This is a genomic window from Actinomarinicola tropica (assembly GCF_009650215.1).
Lineage (GTDB): Bacteria > Actinomycetota > Acidimicrobiia > Acidimicrobiales > SKKL01 > Actinomarinicola > Actinomarinicola tropica.
The window spans coordinates 3,099,470-3,118,295 of sequence record NZ_CP045851.1 but is presented as its reverse complement, the minus strand read 5'-3'; the positions used below and the strand labels follow the sequence as shown (position 1 = coordinate 3,118,295).

General features: G+C 71.9%; 11 protein-coding genes. 6 read left to right on the top strand and 5 right to left on the bottom strand.

The genetic code is table 11. The annotated features are described in order from the left end of the window. Window positions 1-142: 142 nt before the first annotated feature. A complete protein-coding gene (locus tag GH723_RS15235) occupies window positions 143-1,513 on the bottom strand; it encodes a fasciclin domain-containing protein (RefSeq protein ID WP_153760445.1) in 1,371 nt (456 codons plus the stop codon). Between the two features lie 104 nt (window positions 1,514-1,617). Between GH723_RS15235 and GH723_RS15230 the strand changes: the two genes are divergently transcribed. From GH723_RS15230 to GH723_RS15210, 5 genes are read left to right on the top strand one after another with little or no spacing between them, the layout of a single operon-like run. Further along, entirely contained in the window at window positions 1,618-3,615 is a 1,998-nt protein-coding gene (locus tag GH723_RS15230) for an alpha-1,4-glucan--maltose-1-phosphate maltosyltransferase (protein WP_153760444.1), read from the top strand. Then, window positions 3,615-6,968, top strand: a complete 3,354-nt coding sequence (gene treS, locus GH723_RS15225) for a maltose alpha-D-glucosyltransferase (RefSeq protein WP_153760443.1) — start codon at window positions 3,615-3,617, stop codon at window positions 6,966-6,968. The genes GH723_RS15230 and treS overlap by 1 nt, the downstream gene beginning before the upstream one ends. Next, entirely contained in the window at window positions 6,965-9,076 is a 2,112-nt protein-coding gene (locus tag GH723_RS15220) for a 4-alpha-glucanotransferase (RefSeq protein WP_153760442.1), read from the top strand. Before treS ends, GH723_RS15220 begins: the two co-directional genes overlap by 4 nt. Then, window positions 9,073-10,989: a 1,4-alpha-glucan branching protein GlgB gene (gene glgB, locus GH723_RS15215; RefSeq protein ID WP_229022871.1), complete on the top strand. Its 1,917-nt coding sequence runs from the start codon at window positions 9,073-9,075 to the stop codon at window positions 10,987-10,989. Before GH723_RS15220 ends, glgB begins: the two co-directional genes overlap by 4 nt. Window positions 10,990-11,036: 47 nt before the next feature. Next, the gene (locus GH723_RS15210) at window positions 11,037-11,666 is read left to right on the top strand and encodes a DUF1269 domain-containing protein (RefSeq protein ID WP_153760441.1); all 630 of its coding nucleotides are present in this window, start codon (window positions 11,037-11,039) and stop codon (window positions 11,664-11,666) included. A gap of 152 nt (window positions 11,667-11,818) precedes the next feature. On the opposite strand, the gene GH723_RS15205 is transcribed toward GH723_RS15210, so the two are convergent. The 4 genes from GH723_RS15205 to glgX all read right to left on the bottom strand — a co-directional run bounded on the left by GH723_RS15205 (window position 11,819) and on the right by glgX (window position 17,182). Then, window positions 11,819-12,190, bottom strand: a complete 372-nt coding sequence (locus GH723_RS15205; protein WP_195210352.1) for an Hsp20/alpha crystallin family protein — start codon at window positions 12,188-12,190, stop codon at window positions 11,819-11,821. 183 nt (window positions 12,191-12,373) lie between these two features. Beyond that, a complete protein-coding gene (locus GH723_RS15200; protein ID WP_229022870.1) occupies window positions 12,374-13,561 on the bottom strand; it encodes a pyridoxal phosphate-dependent aminotransferase in 1,188 nt (395 codons plus the stop codon). Then, a complete protein-coding gene (locus GH723_RS15195; protein ID WP_153760439.1) occupies window positions 13,554-15,053 on the bottom strand; it encodes a long-chain-fatty-acid--CoA ligase in 1,500 nt (499 codons plus the stop codon). Before GH723_RS15195 ends, GH723_RS15200 begins: the two co-directional genes overlap by 8 nt. Further along, window positions 15,050-17,182, bottom strand: a complete 2,133-nt coding sequence (glgX, locus tag GH723_RS15190; protein ID WP_153760438.1) for a glycogen debranching protein GlgX — start codon at window positions 17,180-17,182, stop codon at window positions 15,050-15,052. Before glgX ends, GH723_RS15195 begins: the two co-directional genes overlap by 4 nt. A gap of 78 nt (window positions 17,183-17,260) precedes the next feature. Between glgX and GH723_RS15185 the strand changes: the two genes are divergently transcribed. Further along, window positions 17,261-18,769, top strand: coding sequence for a diguanylate cyclase (locus tag GH723_RS15185; protein ID WP_195210351.1), 1,509 nt, complete (start codon window positions 17,261-17,263; stop codon window positions 18,767-18,769). The last annotated feature ends 57 nt before the right edge of the window (window positions 18,770-18,826 follow it).

The window sequence follows — 18,826 nt, the reverse complement described above, 5'->3', positions numbered from 1 at the left end:
GATCGCGCCAGCGGGTTGGCGACATCGCCCCCGGGGACGGGCCGCGGGGGTGATCGCGCCAGCGGGACGTCGGGCGGCGGCCCCTGACGCGCTGCGGCCGGGGCACGAGGGCCCCGGCCGCGTGGCGGAAAGGGTGGAGCGGCTACAGCCCGCCGGGGCCCATCGCCGAGTCGGGCACGAGGATCTCGCCGATCACGTGCACCACGCCGTTGGTGGTGACGATCGACTCGTCGATCGTCACGTCCTCGACGGTGTAGGTGTCGCCGTCCTTCACGATGAGGATGTCCTGGCCCTCGAGGGTGCTGACCTGCTCCCGGTTGGCGACGTCGGCCGTCGTGATCGTCTGGGGCACGCCGTGGAAGCCGAGCACCGACGCCAGCACCTCGGGGTCCGACAGAGCGGCGCGCTGCTCGGGGGAGAGCGCCTGGAACGCGGCGTCGGTCGGCGCGAACAGGGTCAGCGCGCCGGCGTCGACGAGGTCCTGCGCGAGTCCGGCCTGCTGGACGGCGGCGATGAGCTCGCCGTGGTCGCCGGTCGACTGCAGCGTCGACACGACGTCGGTCGTGACCGGGATCGAGGCGACGAGGGCGTCGAGCGCCTCCTGGCGATCCTCGGGGATGAGGAGGGAGTCGATCGTGTGGACGACGCCGTTGGTGGCGCGCAGGTCGGTGGCGGAGATGTCCGCGCCGTCGACGGTGGGCACGGTGGTGGGCTCGTCACCCTCGTTGGCGGGCTCCTCCTCGCGGGAGCCGAGCTCCAGATCGCTGCCCTCGAGGCTCGTCAGCGACCCCTGGCCCTCGAGATCCGCGGCGAGGTAGGTCCCCTCGACCACGTGGTAGCTGAGGATGTCGGCCAGGAGCTGCTGGATCTCGGCGCGCGACGGGCGCGGGCCGACCTGGGTCGGGGCCGGCGGCACCGCCGTCTCGGCCTCCGCGTCGGTGCCCTCCTGGTCCTCGGCGTCGTCGTCGCTCGGCAGGGGATCCTCGCCCGCCAGCTGCTCGTCGTCGCCCGGCGGGAGCTGGCCCTCCTCGGCGGCGGTGTCGGCTTCGTCGTCGCCGCCGGTGGCGGCGTCGCCGTCGGCCGCACCGTCGTCGGCGGTGGCCTCGGGATCGACCTCGGCGTCCGCGGCCTCGCCCTCCACGCCGGTCTCCTGGCCGGTGTTCACCTCGCCCTGTTCCGTCGAGCGCGGTGGCTCGGCCACGACGTCGTCCTCGCCAGAGAGCAGCTCGGCCAGGCCGGGCGCCAGCTCGCCGAAGGCCGCATCGGACGGGGCGAAGATCGTGTAGGTGGTCTCGCCGTCGTCGCTCAGCGCCTCGTTCAGGCCGGCCTCGTCGACGAGGGCGGCCAGGACGGTGAAGCCCTCGGCCTCGAGCGTCTCCACCAGGTCCTTCGGGGCGGTGACGGGATCGACGCCGGAGACGACGATCTCGCCGGGATCCGACGAGCAGGCCGCGGTGGCGACGGCGAGGGCCAGGACCGGGGTGATGAGTCGAGCGAGACGGCGACGAGACATGGGTGCATTTCTAGTTGGCCGTTGGTCCGACGACCCAACCGCCCCCGGCCGGACGGCGGGATCGACCGTTTCGGCCCGGGCGAGGGTTGGGTAGCGTCGCCGCCATGGCGCCCCCCGAGAGACCCGCGGCCGTGCCGCGCGACCCGACCCGAGTCGTGATCGAGGGTGTGGCGCCGGAGATCGACGCCGGGCGGTTCCCGGCCAAGCGGGTCGTGGGTGAGTCGCTCGAGGTCGAGGCCGATGTCTTCACCGACGGCCACGACCTGGTCGCCGCCGCGCTCTGGGTCCGTCCGCCGGGGGACGAGCCGACCGTCGAGCACGCGATGGTCCCGCTCGGCAACGACCGCTGGTCCTCCACGGTGGTCCCCGACCGGCTCGGACGCTGGGCGTTCACGGTGGTCGGGTGGGTCGACCGCTTCGGCACGTGGCGCCACGGCACGCTCCGCAAGGTGGAGGCGGGACAGGACGTCGACGTCGAGCTGCAGATCGGGGCCGAGCTCGTGCGAGCCGCGGCCGGTCGGGCCAAGGGGCCGGACGCCACGCTGCTCGCCGACGTCGCCTCGGTTCTCGAGGAGGGCGACGCCGACGGCATCACCGCCGACGGGCTGGAGGCGGCGATGCGCCGCTGGGCGAGCCGCGAGCCGCTCGTCCGCTACGGCCGCACCCTCGAGGTCGTCGTCGAGCGCGAGAGGGCGGGGCACGGCGCCTGGTACGAGTTCTTCCCCCGGTCGGCGTCGCCGGACCCCGACCGCCACGGCACGCTCGCCGACGCCGCAGATCGGCTGCCGTACGTGGCCTCGATGGGCTTCGACGTCGTCTACCTCCCGCCGATCCACCCGATCGGCCGTGAGTTCCGCAAGGGCCCCAACAACTCGGTGACGTCCGCGCCCGGCGACCTCGGCAGCCCGTGGGGCATCGGCGCGGAGGAGGGGGGCCACACGGCGGTCCATCCCGAGCTCGGCACGCTCGACGACCTCGACGCCTTCGTGGCCCGGGCGTCGTCGCTCGGGATGGAGGTCGCGCTCGACATCGCGTTCCAGTGCGCCCCCGACCACCCCTGGGTCACCGAGCACCCGGAGTGGTTCCGCCACCGGCCCGACGGCACGATCCAGTACGCCGAGAACCCGCCCAAGAAGTACCAGGACATCTACCCGATCGACTTCGAGTCGGAGGACTGGGAGGCGCTCTGGGACGCGCTGGCCGACGTCGTGCGGTTCTGGATCGGCCACGGGGTGACGATCTTCCGGGTCGACAACCCCCACACCAAGCCGTTCCGCTTCTGGGAGTGGCTGATCGCATCGATCCAGGCCGACCACCCAGAGGCGATCTTCCTGTCCGAGGCGTTCACCCGGCCGAAGGTCATGCACCAGCTGGCCAAGGCGGGCTTCAGCCAGTCCTACACGTACTTCGCGTGGCGCCAGTCGGCCTGGGAGCTCCGTGAGTACTTCACCGAGCTGACCACCCCGCCGCTCGTCGACGCCTTCCGGCCGAACGCGTGGCCGAACACGCCGGACATCCTCACCGAGCAGCTCCAGCACGGCGGGCGCCCGGTGTTCGTCCAGCGCCTGGTGCTCGCCGCCACGTTGTCGGCCAACTACGGGATCTACGGGCCGGCGTTCGAGCTGGTCGCGCACCGCGCCGTCGCGCCGGGCAGCGAGGAGTACCTCGACTCGGAGAAGTACCAGCGCCGCGTGTGGGACCTCGACGCCCCGCACTCGCTGCGCCACCTCATCGCCCGGGTCAACGACATCCGGCGCAGCCACCCGGCGCTCCTCCAGAACCGCACCCTGCGGTTCCACCCGACCGACAACGAGCAGCTGCTCTGCTACTCGAAGACCGACCCCGCCGGCGGGGTCCCGGTGCTGGTGGTCGTCAACGTCGATCCCCACCACCGCCAGAGCGGCTTCGTCCACCTCGACCTCGAGACGCTCGGCGTCGACCCCCACCACCGCTACGAGGTCCACGACCTCCTCGGGGCGGCCCGCTACTCGTGGGAGGGGAGCGCGAACTACGTCGAGCTCGACCCCGAGGTCCTGCCCGCCCACATCTTCGCGATCGGCCGCCCCAGCCGGTCCGAGTCCGACTTCGAGCACTTCGCCTGATGAGCCTTCCCGACGACCCCCACTGGTACCGCGACGCGGTGATCTACGAGCTGCACGTCCGCTCGTTCATGGACTCGAACGGCGACGGGATCGGCGACTTCAAGGGCCTCACCTCGAAGCTCGACTACCTCGCCGACCTCGGTGTCACCGCGCTCTGGCTGCTCCCGTTCTACCCCTCGCCGCTGCGGGACGACGGCTACGACATCGCCGACTACACCGGCGTCAACCCGTCCTACGGCACGCTCCGCGACCTCCGCACCTTCCTGCGCGCCGCCCACGACCGTGGGCTGCGGGTCATCACCGAGCTGGTGATGAACCACACGTCGGACCAGCACGAGTGGTTCCAGAAGGCCCGGAGCTCGCCGCCCGGATCGAAGTGGCGCGAGTTCTACGTGTGGAGCGACACGGCCGAGGAGTACCCCGACGCCCGCATCATCTTCCAGGACTTCGAGTCGTCGAACTGGACGTGGGACCCGGTCGCCGGCGCCTACTACTGGCACCGGTTCTACAGCCACCAGCCCGACCTCAACTTCGAGAACCCCGAGGTGCGGGCGGCGATGTTCTCCACGCTCGACCGCTGGTTCGAGATGGGTGTCGACGGCGTGCGCCTCGACGCCGTGCCCTACCTCTTCGAGCGCGAGGGCACGAACTGCGAGAACCTGCCCGAGACCCACGAGTTCCTGAAGGAGCTGCGGGCCCACGTCGACAGCCGGTGGGACAACCGCATGTTCCTCGCCGAGGCGAACCAGTGGCCCGAGGACGCCGCCGCCTACTTCGGCGACGGCGACGAGTGCCACATGAACTTCCACTTCCCGGTCATGCCGCGCCTGTTCATGTCGCTGCGCATGGAGGACCGCCTCCCGATCATCGACATCCTCGAGCAGACGCCCGACCTGCCCGAGGGCGCCCAGTGGGCCACGTTCCTGCGGAACCACGACGAGCTCACGCTCGAGATGGTCACCGACGAGGAGCGCGACTACATGGTCCGCGCCTACGCCGACGACCCCCAGGCGCGCATCAACCTCGGCATCCGCCGGCGCCTGGCCCCGCTGCTCGAGAACGACCGCCGCAAGACCGAGCTGATGAACGGCCTGCTCTTCTCGCTGCCCGGCACGCCGGTCGTCTACTACGGCGACGAGATCGGCATGGGGGACAACTTCTACCTCGGCGACCGCGACTCGGTGCGCACGCCGATGCAGTGGACCGCCGATCGCAACGCGGGCTTCTCGCGAGCCAACCCCCAGCAGCTGTTCCTGCCACCGGTCATCGACCCCGAGTACCACTACGAGAAGGTCAACGTCGAGAGCCAGCAGCGCAACCCGAGCTCGCTGCTGTGGTGGATGCGCCGCCTGATCGCGCTGCGCAAGCGCCACCCCGTGTTCGGTCGGGGCGACCTCGAGTTCATCGACTCCGACAACGCCAAGGTCCTGTCGTTCACCCGCTCGATGCCCGAGGGCGAGGAGACCGACCGCGTCCTCGTCGTCGCCAACCTGTCCCGGCACGCCCAGCCGGTGGAGCTCGACCTGCGGCACCTCCAGGGGCTGACCCCCGTCGAGATGTTCGGGCACACCCGCTTCGCGCCGATCGGCGAGCTGCCGTACTACCTCACGCTGGCGCCGTTCCAGTTCTTCTGGTTCTCGCTCGAGCCGTCACGGACGGTCGACAGCACGCCCGACGACGAGCAGCCGCTGCGCACCCTGCGGATCGACCGCGACTGGCACGAGCTGTTCGGCCGGTCGCGCCGCAACGACCTCACCAAGGCGATCCCGGACTTCATCACCCAGCGACGGTGGTTCGCGGGCAAGGACCGCACCCTGCGGGGCGTCAAGGTGCGCGAGGTGCTGCCGGTGGCCGTCGGCCGTCGCAAGCCCGTCGCCTACCTCGTGCGTACCGAGGTCGACTACGTCGGCGCGGACTCCGAGCAGTACCTCCTCACGCTGACCGCGGCGCAGGGCGACCGGGCCGACGAGCTGTCGACCTACCGTCCCGACGCCGTCGTGGCCCGGCTCGAGCGCGCCAGCGGCGGCGACGCCGGGCTGCTCATCGACGCGGTGGTCGACGCCGACTTCTGCACCACGCTGCTCGAGACCATCGGACGCAGTCGCGAGCACGCCCTCGACGGCGGCGCCGCGCTCACCGGCGACGGCCGCCCCGAGCTGCGACGCATGCTCGGCAAGGAAGGCCTCGAGGTGCGGCTGATCGGCGCCGAGCAGAGCAACACGTCGGTCATCTTCGGCGACCAGGTCGTGATGAAGCTGATCCGCAAGGTCGACGCCGGTGAGAACCCCGAGGTCGAGGTCGGCGCCGCCCTCACCGCGGAGGGGTTCGACGCGTCGGCGCGCCACTTCGGTGCCCTGCGCTACCAGTCGGGCGGCAGCTCCTCGACCGTCGCCGTGGCGCAGGCCTACGTGCCGAACGAGGGCGATGCGTGGTCCCACACGCTCGACCTCCTCAGCCGGTTCTTCGAGCACGTGGTCACCACCGAGGACGACCCCACCCAGCTCCCGTTCCCGCCCGACGGGCCGCTCGACGCTCCCATCGAGGTCCCCGATCCGGTGGCCGAGCTCGTCGGACCGATGCTCCAGCCCGTCGACCTGCTGGCGGGGCGCCTGGCCGAGCTCCACACGACGCTCGCCGGCGCACCGGGTGAGGCCTTCGCGCCGGAGGTCTTCTCGACGCTGTACCAGCGGTCGCTCTACCAGAGCTTCCGCGGGCAGACCCGCTCGACCATGTCGCTCGTCAGGCGCCGGTTGAAGGACCGCACGGCAGGGTTCGACGACGCGCTGCGCGGCCACCTAGAGGACCTGCTCTCGCGGGAGTCGGACCTCCTCGAGAGCTTCGGACGGGTGCGCGGCCACCGCATCGACGCCCGACGCATCCGCATCCACGGCGACCTCCACCTCGGGCAGGTGCTCTGGACCGGCCGCGACATGGTCATCATCGACTTCGAGGGGGAGCCGTCCCGACCGATCGGTGAGCGTCGCATCAAGCGGTCGCCGCTCGTCGACACCGCCGGCATCCTCCGGTCGTTCCACTACGCCACCAGCGTCTCGCTCGCGGAGCAGGTGGCGCGCGGCGTCGTCGGCGACGACCCCGCCCAGCTGGGCACGATGCGCACCTGGGGCGGGCTGTGGCGTCGATGGATGGAGGCGCTGTTCCTCTCGCGGTACCTGCGGTCGGTGGCCGACGCCGGGCTCGTGCCCGAGGACGAGGACGACCGGCGCGTCCTGCTCGAGCTGTACGGCATGGAGAAGGCGCTCTACGAGCTGCGCTACGAGCTGCAGTACCGCCCGGACTGGGTGCAGGTCCCCCTCGCCTCCCTGCTGGCCGGCATCGACGAAGGCGACTCGTGATCGATCCGGGACTGGCGCAGCTCGCCGAGCGGTGGGGCGTCCAGACCGGCTATTGGGACGTCTCGGGCCGGTGGTTCGACGCCGACGCCGAGGCCCTGCTCGTCGTGCTGCGCGAGCTGGGCGCGCCGGTGGCCTCGCCGTCCGACGCCGAGGCGGCCGTCGCCGCCCACACCCGCGGCCTCTACGACCAGCCGGTCGAGCCGGTCATGGTCGTGCCCCACGGCCGCACCCTCTCGTTCGTCCTGCGCCTGCCCGCCGACGCCGACACGAGGGTCGACGTCCTCGTCGTCACCGAGGGTGGTGAGACGCTCGAGGCGCACCTCGACGCCGCCGCCACGCCGCCCTACGGCGGTGCCGTCGTCGACGGGGTCGGCCACACCGTCCGCTGGGTCGACGCCGGGCTCGCGCTGCCGGTCGGCTACCACCGGGTGACGGTGGAGGTCGCAGGGACCGAGTCGGAGGCGCTCGTCCTCGCACCGCCGCCCGCGCTGCCCCAGCTGCCGGGCCGCGACTGGGGCGTGTTCGCGCCGACATACGCCGTCGTGCCCACCGGCCGGCCCGGCGTCGACCACCTCGGTGTCGGCCACCTCGGGGACCTCGACGACCTCGGTCGCCGGGTCCACCCCCTCGGTGGCCGCATCGTCTCCACCCTGCCGCTGCTCGCCACCTTCCTCGACGACCCGTTCGAACCGAGCCCGTACTCGCCGGTCAGCCGCCGTTTCTGGAGCGAGCTGCACCTCGACCCGCGCCGGCTCCCCGGCATCGACGAGAGCCCGCGAGCCCGTGAGCTGCTCGGGACCGCTCGGCTGGCCGAGGCCGCCGCCGACCTGGCTGCGCGCCCGCTCGTCGACCACGCCGCTGCGGCGCAGCTCGTCCGCCAGGTGCTCGACGCGGTGGTGGCCGACCTCGCCGAGACCCCGGAGGGCCCCACCGCGTCCGCCCTCGCCCGGTTCGCCCACGACCGGCCCGAGCTCGGTCGCTACGCCCGCTTCCGGGCGATGGTCGAGGCCAGGGGACCGGCTGGCGTCACGCCGGTCACCGAGCCGCCGCCGGCCGACCTCGACCCGCACGCCGTGGCCCGGCACCGCTACGTCCAGTACGCGGTCGAGACCCAGATGGCCGAGCTCGCCGCGTCCTTCCGCCACCGCGACCAGCTCCTCGCGCTCGACCTGCCGCTCGGGGCCAACCCCGCAGGGTTCGACGTGTGGTCGGACCCGGGCAACTTCGCCCGGGCCGCCACCGGCGCACCGCCCGACGCCCTCTTCAGCGGCGGTCAGAACTGGGGCTTCCCGCCCCCGCACCCGATCGAGTCCCGGGCCCGCGGCCACCGCGAGCTGATGCTGGCCCTCCGCCACCACCTCCGGCACACGGGTCTCCTGCGGATCGACCACCTGATGTCGCTCGAGCGCCTCTGGTGGATCCCCGACGGGTTCGACGCCACCCAGGGCGTCTACGTCCGGTACCCGACCCAGGAGCTGATGGCGGTGGTCGCCATCGAAGCCTCGCGGGCGGAGGCCGTCGTCGTGGGCGAGAACCTCGGCACGGTCACCGACGAGATCAACGAGACGATGGAGCGCTGGTCGATGCTCGGCATGTACGAGCTGCAGTTCGAGACCGGCCACGCCCGCGACCACGGCTGGCTGCGGTCCCCCGGGCCGCACACCGTCGCCAGCCTCAACACCCACGACATGCCCACCTTCGCCGGCTGGTGGGAGGGCCACGACATCGACGGCACGGTCGACCTCGGTCTGGTCGAGGCCGACGAGGCCGAGCGCCAGCGGTCCGACCGGACGGCCGAGCGGGAGGCCCTCGCCGGCGCGCTCGGCCGCCACCTGGACCGCGACGTGCCGGCCGACCCCGGTCCGACGCTCGCCGCCGCGCTCGAGTGGCTCGGCGGCACGCCCGCCGCCGTCGTCCTCACCTCGGTCGAGGACCTCTGGCTCGAGGAGCAGCCCCAGAACGTCCCCGGCACCCACCGCGAGCGCCCCAACTGGCGCCGCAAGTTCGCCCACACCCTCGAGGACGGTCTCGGCGGCGAGCTCGCGCGCGACGCCCTCACCGGGCTGGACGCCGCACGACGCACCGCACCACAGGAGGACCCGACGTGACCACCGACGCCACGCCCACGATGCTCGGAGAGCAGGACCTCCACCTCTTCAACGAGGGCACCCACCGCTACCTCCACCGCCACCTCGGCGCCCACATCGTCGAGCGCGACGGTCGGCCCGGCACCTGGTTCGGCGTCTGGGCGCCGAGCGCCCGTGAGGTGTCGGTCATCGGCGACTTCAACGGGTGGAGCCCTGATGCCGACCCGTTGCAGCCGCGCGGCGGCTCCGGGATCTGGGAGGGCTGGATCGACGGGGTGGGCCACGGGTCGCTCTACAAGTACCGGATCGTGGCGCCGTCGGGTCGCGTGCTCGAGAAGGCCGACCCGATGGCCACCTTCGCAGAGGTGCCGCCGAACACGGCCTCGGTCGTCTGGGACCTCGACCACGAGTGGTCCGACGCGCGCTGGATGTCCACCCGGGGCGAGCGGGCGGCCCTCGACGCCCCCATCTCCATCTACGAGATGCACATCGGCTCCTGGGGGCGGGCCCACGCCGAGAACGGCCGCTTCCCCACGTACCGCGAGCTCGCCCGGCCGCTCGCCGACCACCTCGAGGCCCACGGGTTCACCCACGTCGAGCTGCTGCCGGTCATGGAGCACCCGTTCTACGGGTCGTGGGGCTACCAGGGCACCGGCTACTTCGCGCCGACGAGCCGCTACGGCACGCCGCAGGACCTGATGGCGATGGTCGACCACCTCCACCAGCGGGGCCTCGGCGTCATCGTCGACTGGGTCCCGTCGCACTTCCCGGCCGACGCGCACGGCCTCGGCCAGTTCGACGGCACCCACCTCTACGAGCACGAGGACCGCCGGCTCGGCCACCACCCGGACTGGGACAGCCTGATCTTCAACTACGGACGCCACGAGGTGCGGGCGTTCCTCATCTCCTCGGCGATCTCGTGGCTCGACCGCTACCACATCGACGGGATCCGGGTCGACGCCGTCGCGTCGATGCTCTACCGCGACTACTCCCGCAAGGAGGGGGAGTGGATCCCGAACGAGTACGGCGGCCGGGAGAACCTGGAGGCGATCGGCTTCCTCCGGGAGATGAACACCGCCATCTTCGGCGAGTTCCCCGACGTCACGACCTTCGCCGAGGAGTCGACCGCGTGGCCGATGGTGTCACGACCCACCTACGTCGGCGGTCTCGGGTTCGGGTTCAAGTGGGACATGGGCTGGATGCACGACACGCTCCAGCACTTCCAGCGGGACCCGATCCACCGGCACCACCACTACCACGAGCTCACGTTCCGCGGCGTCTACTACGCCACCGAGAACTACACGCTGCCCCTCTCGCACGACGAGGTCGTCCACGGCAAGGGCTCGCTGCTCGCGAAGATGCCAGGTGACCGCTGGCGGCAGCTCGCCAACCTCCGTCTCCTCTACGCCTACCAGTGGGCGCAGCCCGGCAAGAAGCTGCTGTTCATGGGCGGCGAGGTCGGCCAGCTCACCGAGTGGAGCCACGAGGGATCGGTCGACTGGAGCCTGCTCGACGACCCCGGCCACGCCGGCATCTCGCGCCTGCTCGGCGACCTCAACGGCGCCTACCGGTCCTTCCCGTCGCTGCACCAGAAGGACTGCGACGCCGACGGCTTCCGATGGGTCGAGGCCAGCGACACCGACAACGACGTGCTGGCGTTCCTGCGCCTCGGCGAGGAGGGCGAGGACCCGGTCCTCGCGGTGTTCAACCTCACGCCGGTGGTCCGCGACAACTACCGCCTCGGCGTGCCCCGCGCCGGCTACTGGCGCGAGGTCGTCAACACCGACGCCGAGATGTACGGCGGCAGCGGGGTGGGCAACCTCGGCGGGGCGGAGTCCGTCCCGGTGCCGAGCCACGGCGAGTACCACTCGGTCGTGCTCACCCTGCCCCCGCTCGGCGCGCTGTTCCTGGTGCCGGGGAACGGCACCGCGTAGAGCCGTCGCGCGGTGCCGTCGGCGGACGGTTCGGGTAGAACACACCCATGCCGATCGACGACGACGGGCCGCTCCCGGGCGACGAGGTCTCCGGGTCGCCGCTGGACGACGAGCGCAGCGCGCCCCCCGTCTCCCCCGACGACGACGAGCAGCACCCCGAGCGCGAGGACGGCGAGTACCTCGTCGCCATCGTGTTCGACAAGCCGGGACGAGCCGACGAGGTGCTCGTCAACGTGGCCAACCTGGCGCGCGAAGGGGTCGTCGGGGTCACCGATGCCGTCGTGATCACCAAGGGACAGGACGGGCGCGGGCGTGTCCAGCAGACCGTCGAGATCACCACCGGCCGGGGGGCGCTGCTCGGCGGCTGGATCGGCATCATCGCTGGGCTGTTCGCCGGTCCCGCGGCGCCGTTGGTCTTCGCCGGGGGCGCCGCCGCAGGTGCCATCTACGGCAAGTTCACCGACCGCGGTCTCGACGACGGCTGGATCAAGGACATGGCCGAGTGGCTCGAGCCCGGGTCGTCGGCCCTGCTCCTCCTCGGTTCGATCAAGGACAAGCACACGACGCTGCGCGAGCTCGGTCGCTACGAGGGCAAGGTCGTGGCCACCGACCTGCCCGCCGGCGCCCGCGCCGAGCTCGAGGCGGCGCTCGGCTCCGACCTCCGCACGTCGCCCTGACGCGTCCCGCCACCGGGCGCGGCACCGCCCCGTGACGACTCTGGAGCGGTCACGGGGCGGGCCTTGGGGGGAACGGGGATGACGAACGTGGCGGGGCCGGTCGGCGGGGTGACCTGACCCCGCCACGTCCGAGAGGCGGGACCGGCGAGGCGTCAGCCGGGCCCAGGAGCGTGGACCTCGATGGGCCCGGACGGTGCGTCGCCGCCGGCGGCCAGGCTCACGACGAGCTGGCCCTTGCCGAGCGTGGCGGTGACGGGGGCGCCGTAGCCCTCGCCGATGTCGACGGTGCGCTGGTAGGCGCCGTAGTCCCACTCGTGGATGACGTAGTCCTTGGGGGCGTCGCTGCGCAGCTCGGCACGGAGGCTGACCGAGGTGCCATCGACGCGGATGTCGACGTCGTCGGGCATCACGCCGGGCATTGGGGCGACGATGACCATCGCGGACTCGGTGCGGTAGGCGTTGACGGCGATCTCCTGCATCGGCACGTCGGCGTCAGCGGGGTTGCGGCTCTCAGCGGTGCTCATGTGGGTGGGCTCCTCGTAGCGTCCGCCGATCGATACCCACGGCGCTCGCAGGCCAAACGCGCTGCTCACCCCCACCGCAGTGGTTGGGCGCGGTTGGCGCCACATGCGCCGGATGTCGCGCCCGACCGGGGTGGTTGGGCGCGGTTGGCGGCACATGCGCCGGATGTCGCGCCCGACCCTCGTCTAGGTGCCGAGCGCGGCGAGCCGGTGGATCGCCTCCTCCAGCACCTCGGTCCGCTTGCAGAACGCGAAGCGCACGAGCGTGCGGCCGGCGTCGACGTCGTCGTAGAACACGACGTTCGGGACGGCGACGACCCCGCAGCGCTCGGGCAGCTCGAGGCAGAAGGTCCGCCCGTCGTCGGCTCCCACCGAGCGCACGTCGACGGTGGCGAAGTAGGTCCCCTGCGGCACGAACACCTCGAAGCCGGCGGCGCCCAGGCCGTCGCAGAGCAGGTCGCGCTTGGCCCGCATGTCGGCGGTGAAGTCGGTGAAGTACCCGTCGCCCAGGGCGAGCCCGCTGGCCACCGCCGGCTGGAAGGGCGCGCCGTTCACGTCGGTGAGGAACTGCTTCACCGTCCGCACCGCGGCGACGAGTGCGGCGGGTCCGCTGATCCAGCCGATCTTCCACCCCGTGAAGGAGAACGTCTTGCCGGCGGAGGAGATCGTCAGCGTGCGCTCCGCCATGCCCGGGAGCGTGGCGATGGGGACGTGCTCGCCGTCGAAGACCAGGTGCTCGTAGACCTCGTCGGTCACGACGAGCAGGTCGTGCTCGACGGCCAGGCGGGCGACGTGGTCGAGCTCGTCGCGGGAGAACACCTTGCCCGTGGGGTTGTGGGGGGTGTTGAGGAGGATGAGCCGGGTGCGGGGCGTGATCGCGGCGTCGAGATCCTGGGGGTCGAAGCCGTACGACGGCGGTCGGAGGGTGACGACGCGACGCTCGGCGCCCGCGAGCGCGATGCACGCCGCGTAGGAGTCGTAGTACGGCTCGAACGTGACGACCTCGTCGCCCCGGTCGCACAGGGCGAGCAGCGCCGCGGCGATCGCCTCGGTGGCGCCGGCCGTCACGAGCACCTCGGTGTCGGCGTCGAGCTCGATCCCGTAGAAGCGGCGCTGGTGGTCGGCGATCGCGGCGCGGAGCGAGGGGATGCCGACGCCGGGTGGGTACTGGTTGTGGCCGGCGCGGATGGCGTCGACGGCCGCCTCGGCGATCAGGGACGGTCCGTCGGTGTCGGGGAAGCCCTGGCCCAGGTTCACCGCGCCGGTGCGGACGGCGAGCGCCGACATCTCGGCGAAGATCGTCTCGCCGAACCCCTGCATGCGCTCGACCAACGGGGGGCGACCGCCCGGCGGGGGCGGCGGGGCGTCAGCCACGGGACCGCAGCTCGTGCTTGAGGATCTTGCCGGTGCCGCCGTGGGGCAGCTCGTCGACGATCGTCACCCGCTTCGGCGCCTTGAACCCGGCGAGCCGCTCGCGGGTGAAGGCGATCAGCTCCTCCGGGGTCGCCTCGGCGTCGGGCCGAAGGGACACCCAGGCGACCGGGACCTCGCCCCACCGCTCGTCCGGGCGGCCGACGACCGCGACCTCGTGCACCGCCGGGTGGGACGACAGCACGTGCTCGACCTCGACCGTCGACACGTTCTCCCCGCCCGAGATGACGAGGTCCTTCTTGCGGTCGACGATGCGCAGGTAGCCGTCGGGCGTGACGACGGCGACGTCACCGGTGCGCAGCCATCCGCCCCGCAGCGCGGCGGCGGTCTCCTCGGGGCGGTCGAGGTACCCCGACATGACGTGGTTCGACCGGGCACAGACCTCGCCCGTGGTGGTGTCGTCCCACGGCACCTCGCGGTCGTCGTCGTCGAGGACGCGGACGTCCACGCCGAGCAACGGCAGACCGGTCGTGGCCCGCCGCTCGACCGACGGTGTGGCGCCGGGCTTGGTGAGCGAGCGGGTCAGCGACGGGCTCGCCTCGGTCATGCCGTACCCGCAGATGCACTCGCACCCGAGCCGCTCCTCGATCTCGGCGAGGAGGGTCGGCGGTGTCGGCGCGCCGCCGACGGAGACCTGGCGCAGCGTCGACAGGTCGCGGGTGGCGACGTCGGGGTGGTCGAGGATCATCCGCATCATCGCGGGGACCCCGAACAGACGGGTCACCCCCTCGGCCTCGATGAGGCGCAGGACCTCGCCGGCGTCGAAGCGGGGGAGCATGACGTGCACGCCGCCGAGGCCGGTGAGGAAGTGCGGTGTGCCCCAGCCGTTCACGTGGAACAGCGGGATCGTGTGGACGATCACGTCCTCGCCGGAGATGTTCGACGTGAGCGCCGAGTGGATGGCGTGCAGGTAGAGCGAGCGGTGCGTGAGCAGGACGCCCTTCGGTCGGCCGGTCGAGCCGCTCGTGTAGAAGAGCTCGGCCACGTCGTCCTCGTCGACGACCGGCACCGGGAACGACTCGGCGGGCTGGCGGGCGAGCAGCGCCTCGTACTCGTCGCCGAGGACGACCTGGCGGACGGCGTGGCCGACGTCGGGCTGGTCGGGGTGGCGGAACAGGACGACGGCCGAGGCGTCGTCGAGCACGAAGCGGGACTCGGCGGCGGCCAGGCGGATGTTGAGCGGCAGGAGCACACCGCCCGCGAGCAGCACGCCGAAGTACGCCTCGAGCAGCTCGGAGGTGTTGCCGCAGAGCCAGGCCACCCGGTCGCCGGGCCGGACGCCGAGCTCGTCGCGCAGGGCGAACGCCAGGCGGTCGCATCGCTCGGCGAACTCGCGGTACGTGCGGCGGACGTCGCCGTCGATCACCCCGACGCGATCGGGGAAGAGCCGGCGGGCGCGGGTGAGGAGGTCGAGCGGTGTGAGGGGGAGCTTCACGGCCCGGGGCTCTCGCGCAGCACGGCCATCGAGCGGCCCCCGAGGTGGATGTGGGAGCCCGGGGTGAAGGTCAGGCCGGAGTAGTCGTGCTCGTCGGGCGGGGGCGCGTCGGTCGTGTCGAACAGCACCTCCCAGCGCGACGCCCACGGCCCGACCGGCAGCGTGAAGCGCGATGCCTCCCGGTGGGCGTTGAAGAGCACGAAGAACGAGTCGTCGACGATGCGCTCGCCCCGGGGGCCCCGGTCGGTGATCCCGTCGCCGTTGAGGAAGACGGTGAGCGAGCGGGCGTAGCCCTGCTGCCAGTCGTGGTCGGTCATCGGCTCGCCGGCGGGGGTGAACCAGGCGACGTCGGGCGCGTCGGAGCCGGGGACGGCGGTGCCGGCGAAGTGGCCGCCCCGCCGGAACACGGGGTGCTTCTGGCGCAGCGCGATGAGGGCGCGGGTGTAGGCGAGGAGCTCGTCGTCCTTGTTGTCCCAGTCGACCCAGGAGATCTCGTTGTCCTGGCAGTAGGCGTTGTTGTTGCCGCGCTGGGTGCGGCCCATCTCGTCGCCGGCCAGCAGCATCGGCACGCCCTGGGAGATGAACAGCGTGACGAGGAAGTTGCGGCGCTGGCGGGCGCGCAGCTCGAGGACCTTCGGGTCGTCGGTCGGGCCTTCGACCCCGCAGTTCCACGAGCGGTTGTGGTCCTCGCCGTCGCGGTTCTCCTCGCCGTTGTCCTTGTTGTGCTTGACGTCGTAGGACACGAGGTCGGTGAGGGTGAAGCCGTCGTGCGCGGTGACGAAGTTGATCGAGGCGTGGGGCCGGCGACCGCTCGTCTCGTACAGGTCGGCGCTGCCGGTGAAGCGCGACGCGAACTCGGCGAGGGTGGCCTCGTGGCCGCGCCAGTAGTCCCGGACGGTGTCGCGGTAGCGGCCGTTCCACTCCGACCACAGCGGCGGGAAGTTGCCGACCTGGTAGCCGCCCTCCCCGAGGTCCCAGGGTTCGGCGATGAGCTTCACCCGGCTGACGATCGGGTCCTGCTGGATGAGGTCGAAGAACGACGAGAGCCGGTCGACGTCGTGCAGCTCGCGGGCGAGGGTGGCCGCGAGGTCGAAGCGGAAGCCGTCGACGTGCATCTCGGTGACCCAGTACCGGAGGCTGTCCATGATGAGCTGCAGCACGTGCGGGTGGCGCATGTTCATCGTGTTGCCGGTGCCGGTGTAGTCGACGTACCGGGCTCGGTCGTGGGGATCGAGCCGGTAGTAGGCGGCGTTGTCGAGTCCCCGCATCGAGAGGGTGGGACCGAGGCGGTTGCCCTCCGCGGTGTGGTTGTAGACGACGTCGAGGATGACCTCGATGCCGGCGGCGTGGAGGGCCTTCACCATCTGCTTGAACTCGAGGACCTGTTGGCCGCGCTGGCCGTGGGCGGCGTAGCCGTTGTGCGGGGCCAGGAACCCGATCGAGTTGTAGCCCCAGTAGTTGCGGAGGCCACGGGCGAAGAGCTGGTGGTCGTGGATGAACTGGTGGACCGGCATCAGCTCGACCGTGGTGACCCCGAGCTTCACCAGGTGCTCGACGGCCGCCGGCTCGGCGAGACCGAGGTAGGTGCCCCGCAGCTCGGGGTCGATGCCCGGGTGCTGCTGGGTGAAGCCCTTGACGTGCAGCTCGTAGACCACCGTCTCGTCCATCGGGATCGAGGGGGGCCGATCGTCGCCCCAGTCGAACCACGGTGAGGTGACGACCGACCTCGGCACGAAGGGGGCGGAGTCGCGCACGTCGATGACGTCGTCGGCGATCCCCAAGCGGTGGCCGAAGACCGCGTCGTCCCACCGGACCTCTCCGTCCACCGCGGTGGCGTAGGGGTCGAGCAGCAGCTTGCCCGGGTTGAAGCGGAGGCCGCGGCCCGGGTCCCACGGCCCGTGGGCGCGGAACCCGTAGCGCTGGCCGGGGTGGACGCCCCGGACGTAGCCGTGGTGGTGGAACGCGGTGACGTCGGTGAGCTCGTGGCGCGCCTCGTGGCCGTCGTCGTCGAACAGGCAGAGCTCGATGCCGTCGGCGCCCTCGGAGAAGACGGAGAAGTTGGTACCCGCTCCGTCGTAGGTGGCGCCGAGCGGCGCCGGTCGTCCCGGCCAGATCTCCACGGCGGTCACTCTAGGAGCCTCGGTCCTGTGGCCCGAGAGCTGTACGGAGTACGGTTCCCGCCGGGGACTGGCACGTGTGAGGTGAGGGTGAGCACGACCGGAGGATCGAGCGACGTCGAGGCCGACGCGTTCCGACGGCTCGCGGCCGCGCTCCCGGGTGTCATCTTCAGCTACGAGGTCTCCGACGACCGCACGACCCACCGCTTCCCGTTCATCGGCGACCGGATCGTGCCCCTGCTCGGGCTCGACCCCGACGAGCTCGCGCGCGATGCCACGCCGATGTTCGAGATCATCGACCCCGAGGACCGCCGACGGGTCATCGCCAGCATCTCCCACTCGGCGCGACGCCTCACCCCGTGGCACGAGGAGGCCCGCCTCCACCTCGCCGACGGCACCGTCCGCTGGTTCGACGCGCTCGCCGTCCCCGAGGAGGAGGAGGGAGGCGCCGTCCTCTGGTACGGGCAGCTCAACGACATCCACGAGCACAAGGAGCTGGAGGAGGGTCTGCGGGCCCGCGAGGCGGAGCACGCCGAGCACGCCCGCTACCAGCGGCTGATCGCGGAGCTGTCGGCCGAGCTCCTGACCTCAGGCCTCGCGGAGGACCTCGACGCGTCGATCTCCCGCGTGCTCGAGGCGGTCGGCGACTTCTTCGACGCCGCACGCACGTACCTGTGCGAGCTCGACGACGAGCTCAGCCGGGCCACCGACACCCACGAGTGGTGTCGGCCGGGCGTCCCGTCGCTCATCGCGCAGGAGCGCGACGGCTCCCTGCTGCAGTACGGCTGGTGGCGCGACCAGATGGCCCAGCTCGTCCGGGCGGGCCGGGTCCTCGCGGTCGACGACGTCGACCGCCTGCCGGCCGAGGCCGTCGCCGAGCGGTCGTACCTGAGCTCCCAGGGCGTGCGAGCCATGTTGTGCGTCCCCATCCAGATCCACGGCCGCGTGGAGGGGTTCGTCGGCATCGACGCCGATCGCGCCCGCGACTGGTCCTCGGCGGAGACCGATCTGCTCGTCGTCGTCGCCGGGCTGCTCGCCGGTGCCGTGGCTCGTCACCGCCTGGAGCGCGAGCTGGTCGAGCACTCGGTCCGCGACCCGCTGACCGGGCTCCACAACCGCCGCTACCTGCTGCCGCGCCTCGCGGAGATGGCCGGGCACCACCGTCGCACGGGCGCGCCCTACTCGGTGGCGATGATCGACATCGACCACTTCAAGGTCGTGAACGACCGCCTCGGGCACGCCGTGGGCGACGGGGCGCTGCGTTGCCTCGCAGAGCAGCTGACCGAGCTGACGCGGGGCACCGACGTCGTCGCCCGGTTCGGCGGTGAGGAGTTCGTCATCGCCCTGCCGGACACGGACCAGGACGGTGCCCGCGCGATCGTCGGTCGGATCGTCGCGTCCGTCAGGGAGCGTGCCGTCGACGTCGAGGGTCAGTCGCTCCACCTGACGGTCAGCGCAGGGGTCGCGACGACCGAGGACGAGCCGGCGACGGGCCACGACGCCGACGGGCTTCTGCGCGCCGCCGACCGTCGGCTGTACCGAGCCAAGTCGGAGGGGCGCGACCGCCTCGCCGACGCAGCCGGCGTGCGCCGTCCCTGATCGCTCCGGCAGGGGCGGACTAGGTTCCGACCATCGCTGTCCACGCCTGCACGATCA

Coding starts and splice junctions, on each gene's coding strand:
- GH723_RS15205 (WP_195210352.1), bottom strand. CDS start 12,190: ATGAGCACCGCTGAGAGCCGCAACCCCGCTGACGCCGACGTGCCGATG.
- GH723_RS15230 (WP_153760444.1), top strand. CDS start 1,618: ATGGCGCCCCCCGAGAGACCCGCGGCCGTGCCGCGCGACCCGACCCGA.
- GH723_RS15235 (WP_153760445.1), bottom strand. CDS start 1,513: ATGTCTCGTCGCCGTCTCGCTCGACTCATCACCCCGGTCCTGGCCCTC.
- GH723_RS15210 (WP_153760441.1), top strand. CDS start 11,037: ATGCCGATCGACGACGACGGGCCGCTCCCGGGCGACGAGGTCTCCGGG.
- treS (WP_153760443.1), top strand. CDS start 3,615: ATGAGCCTTCCCGACGACCCCCACTGGTACCGCGACGCGGTGATCTAC.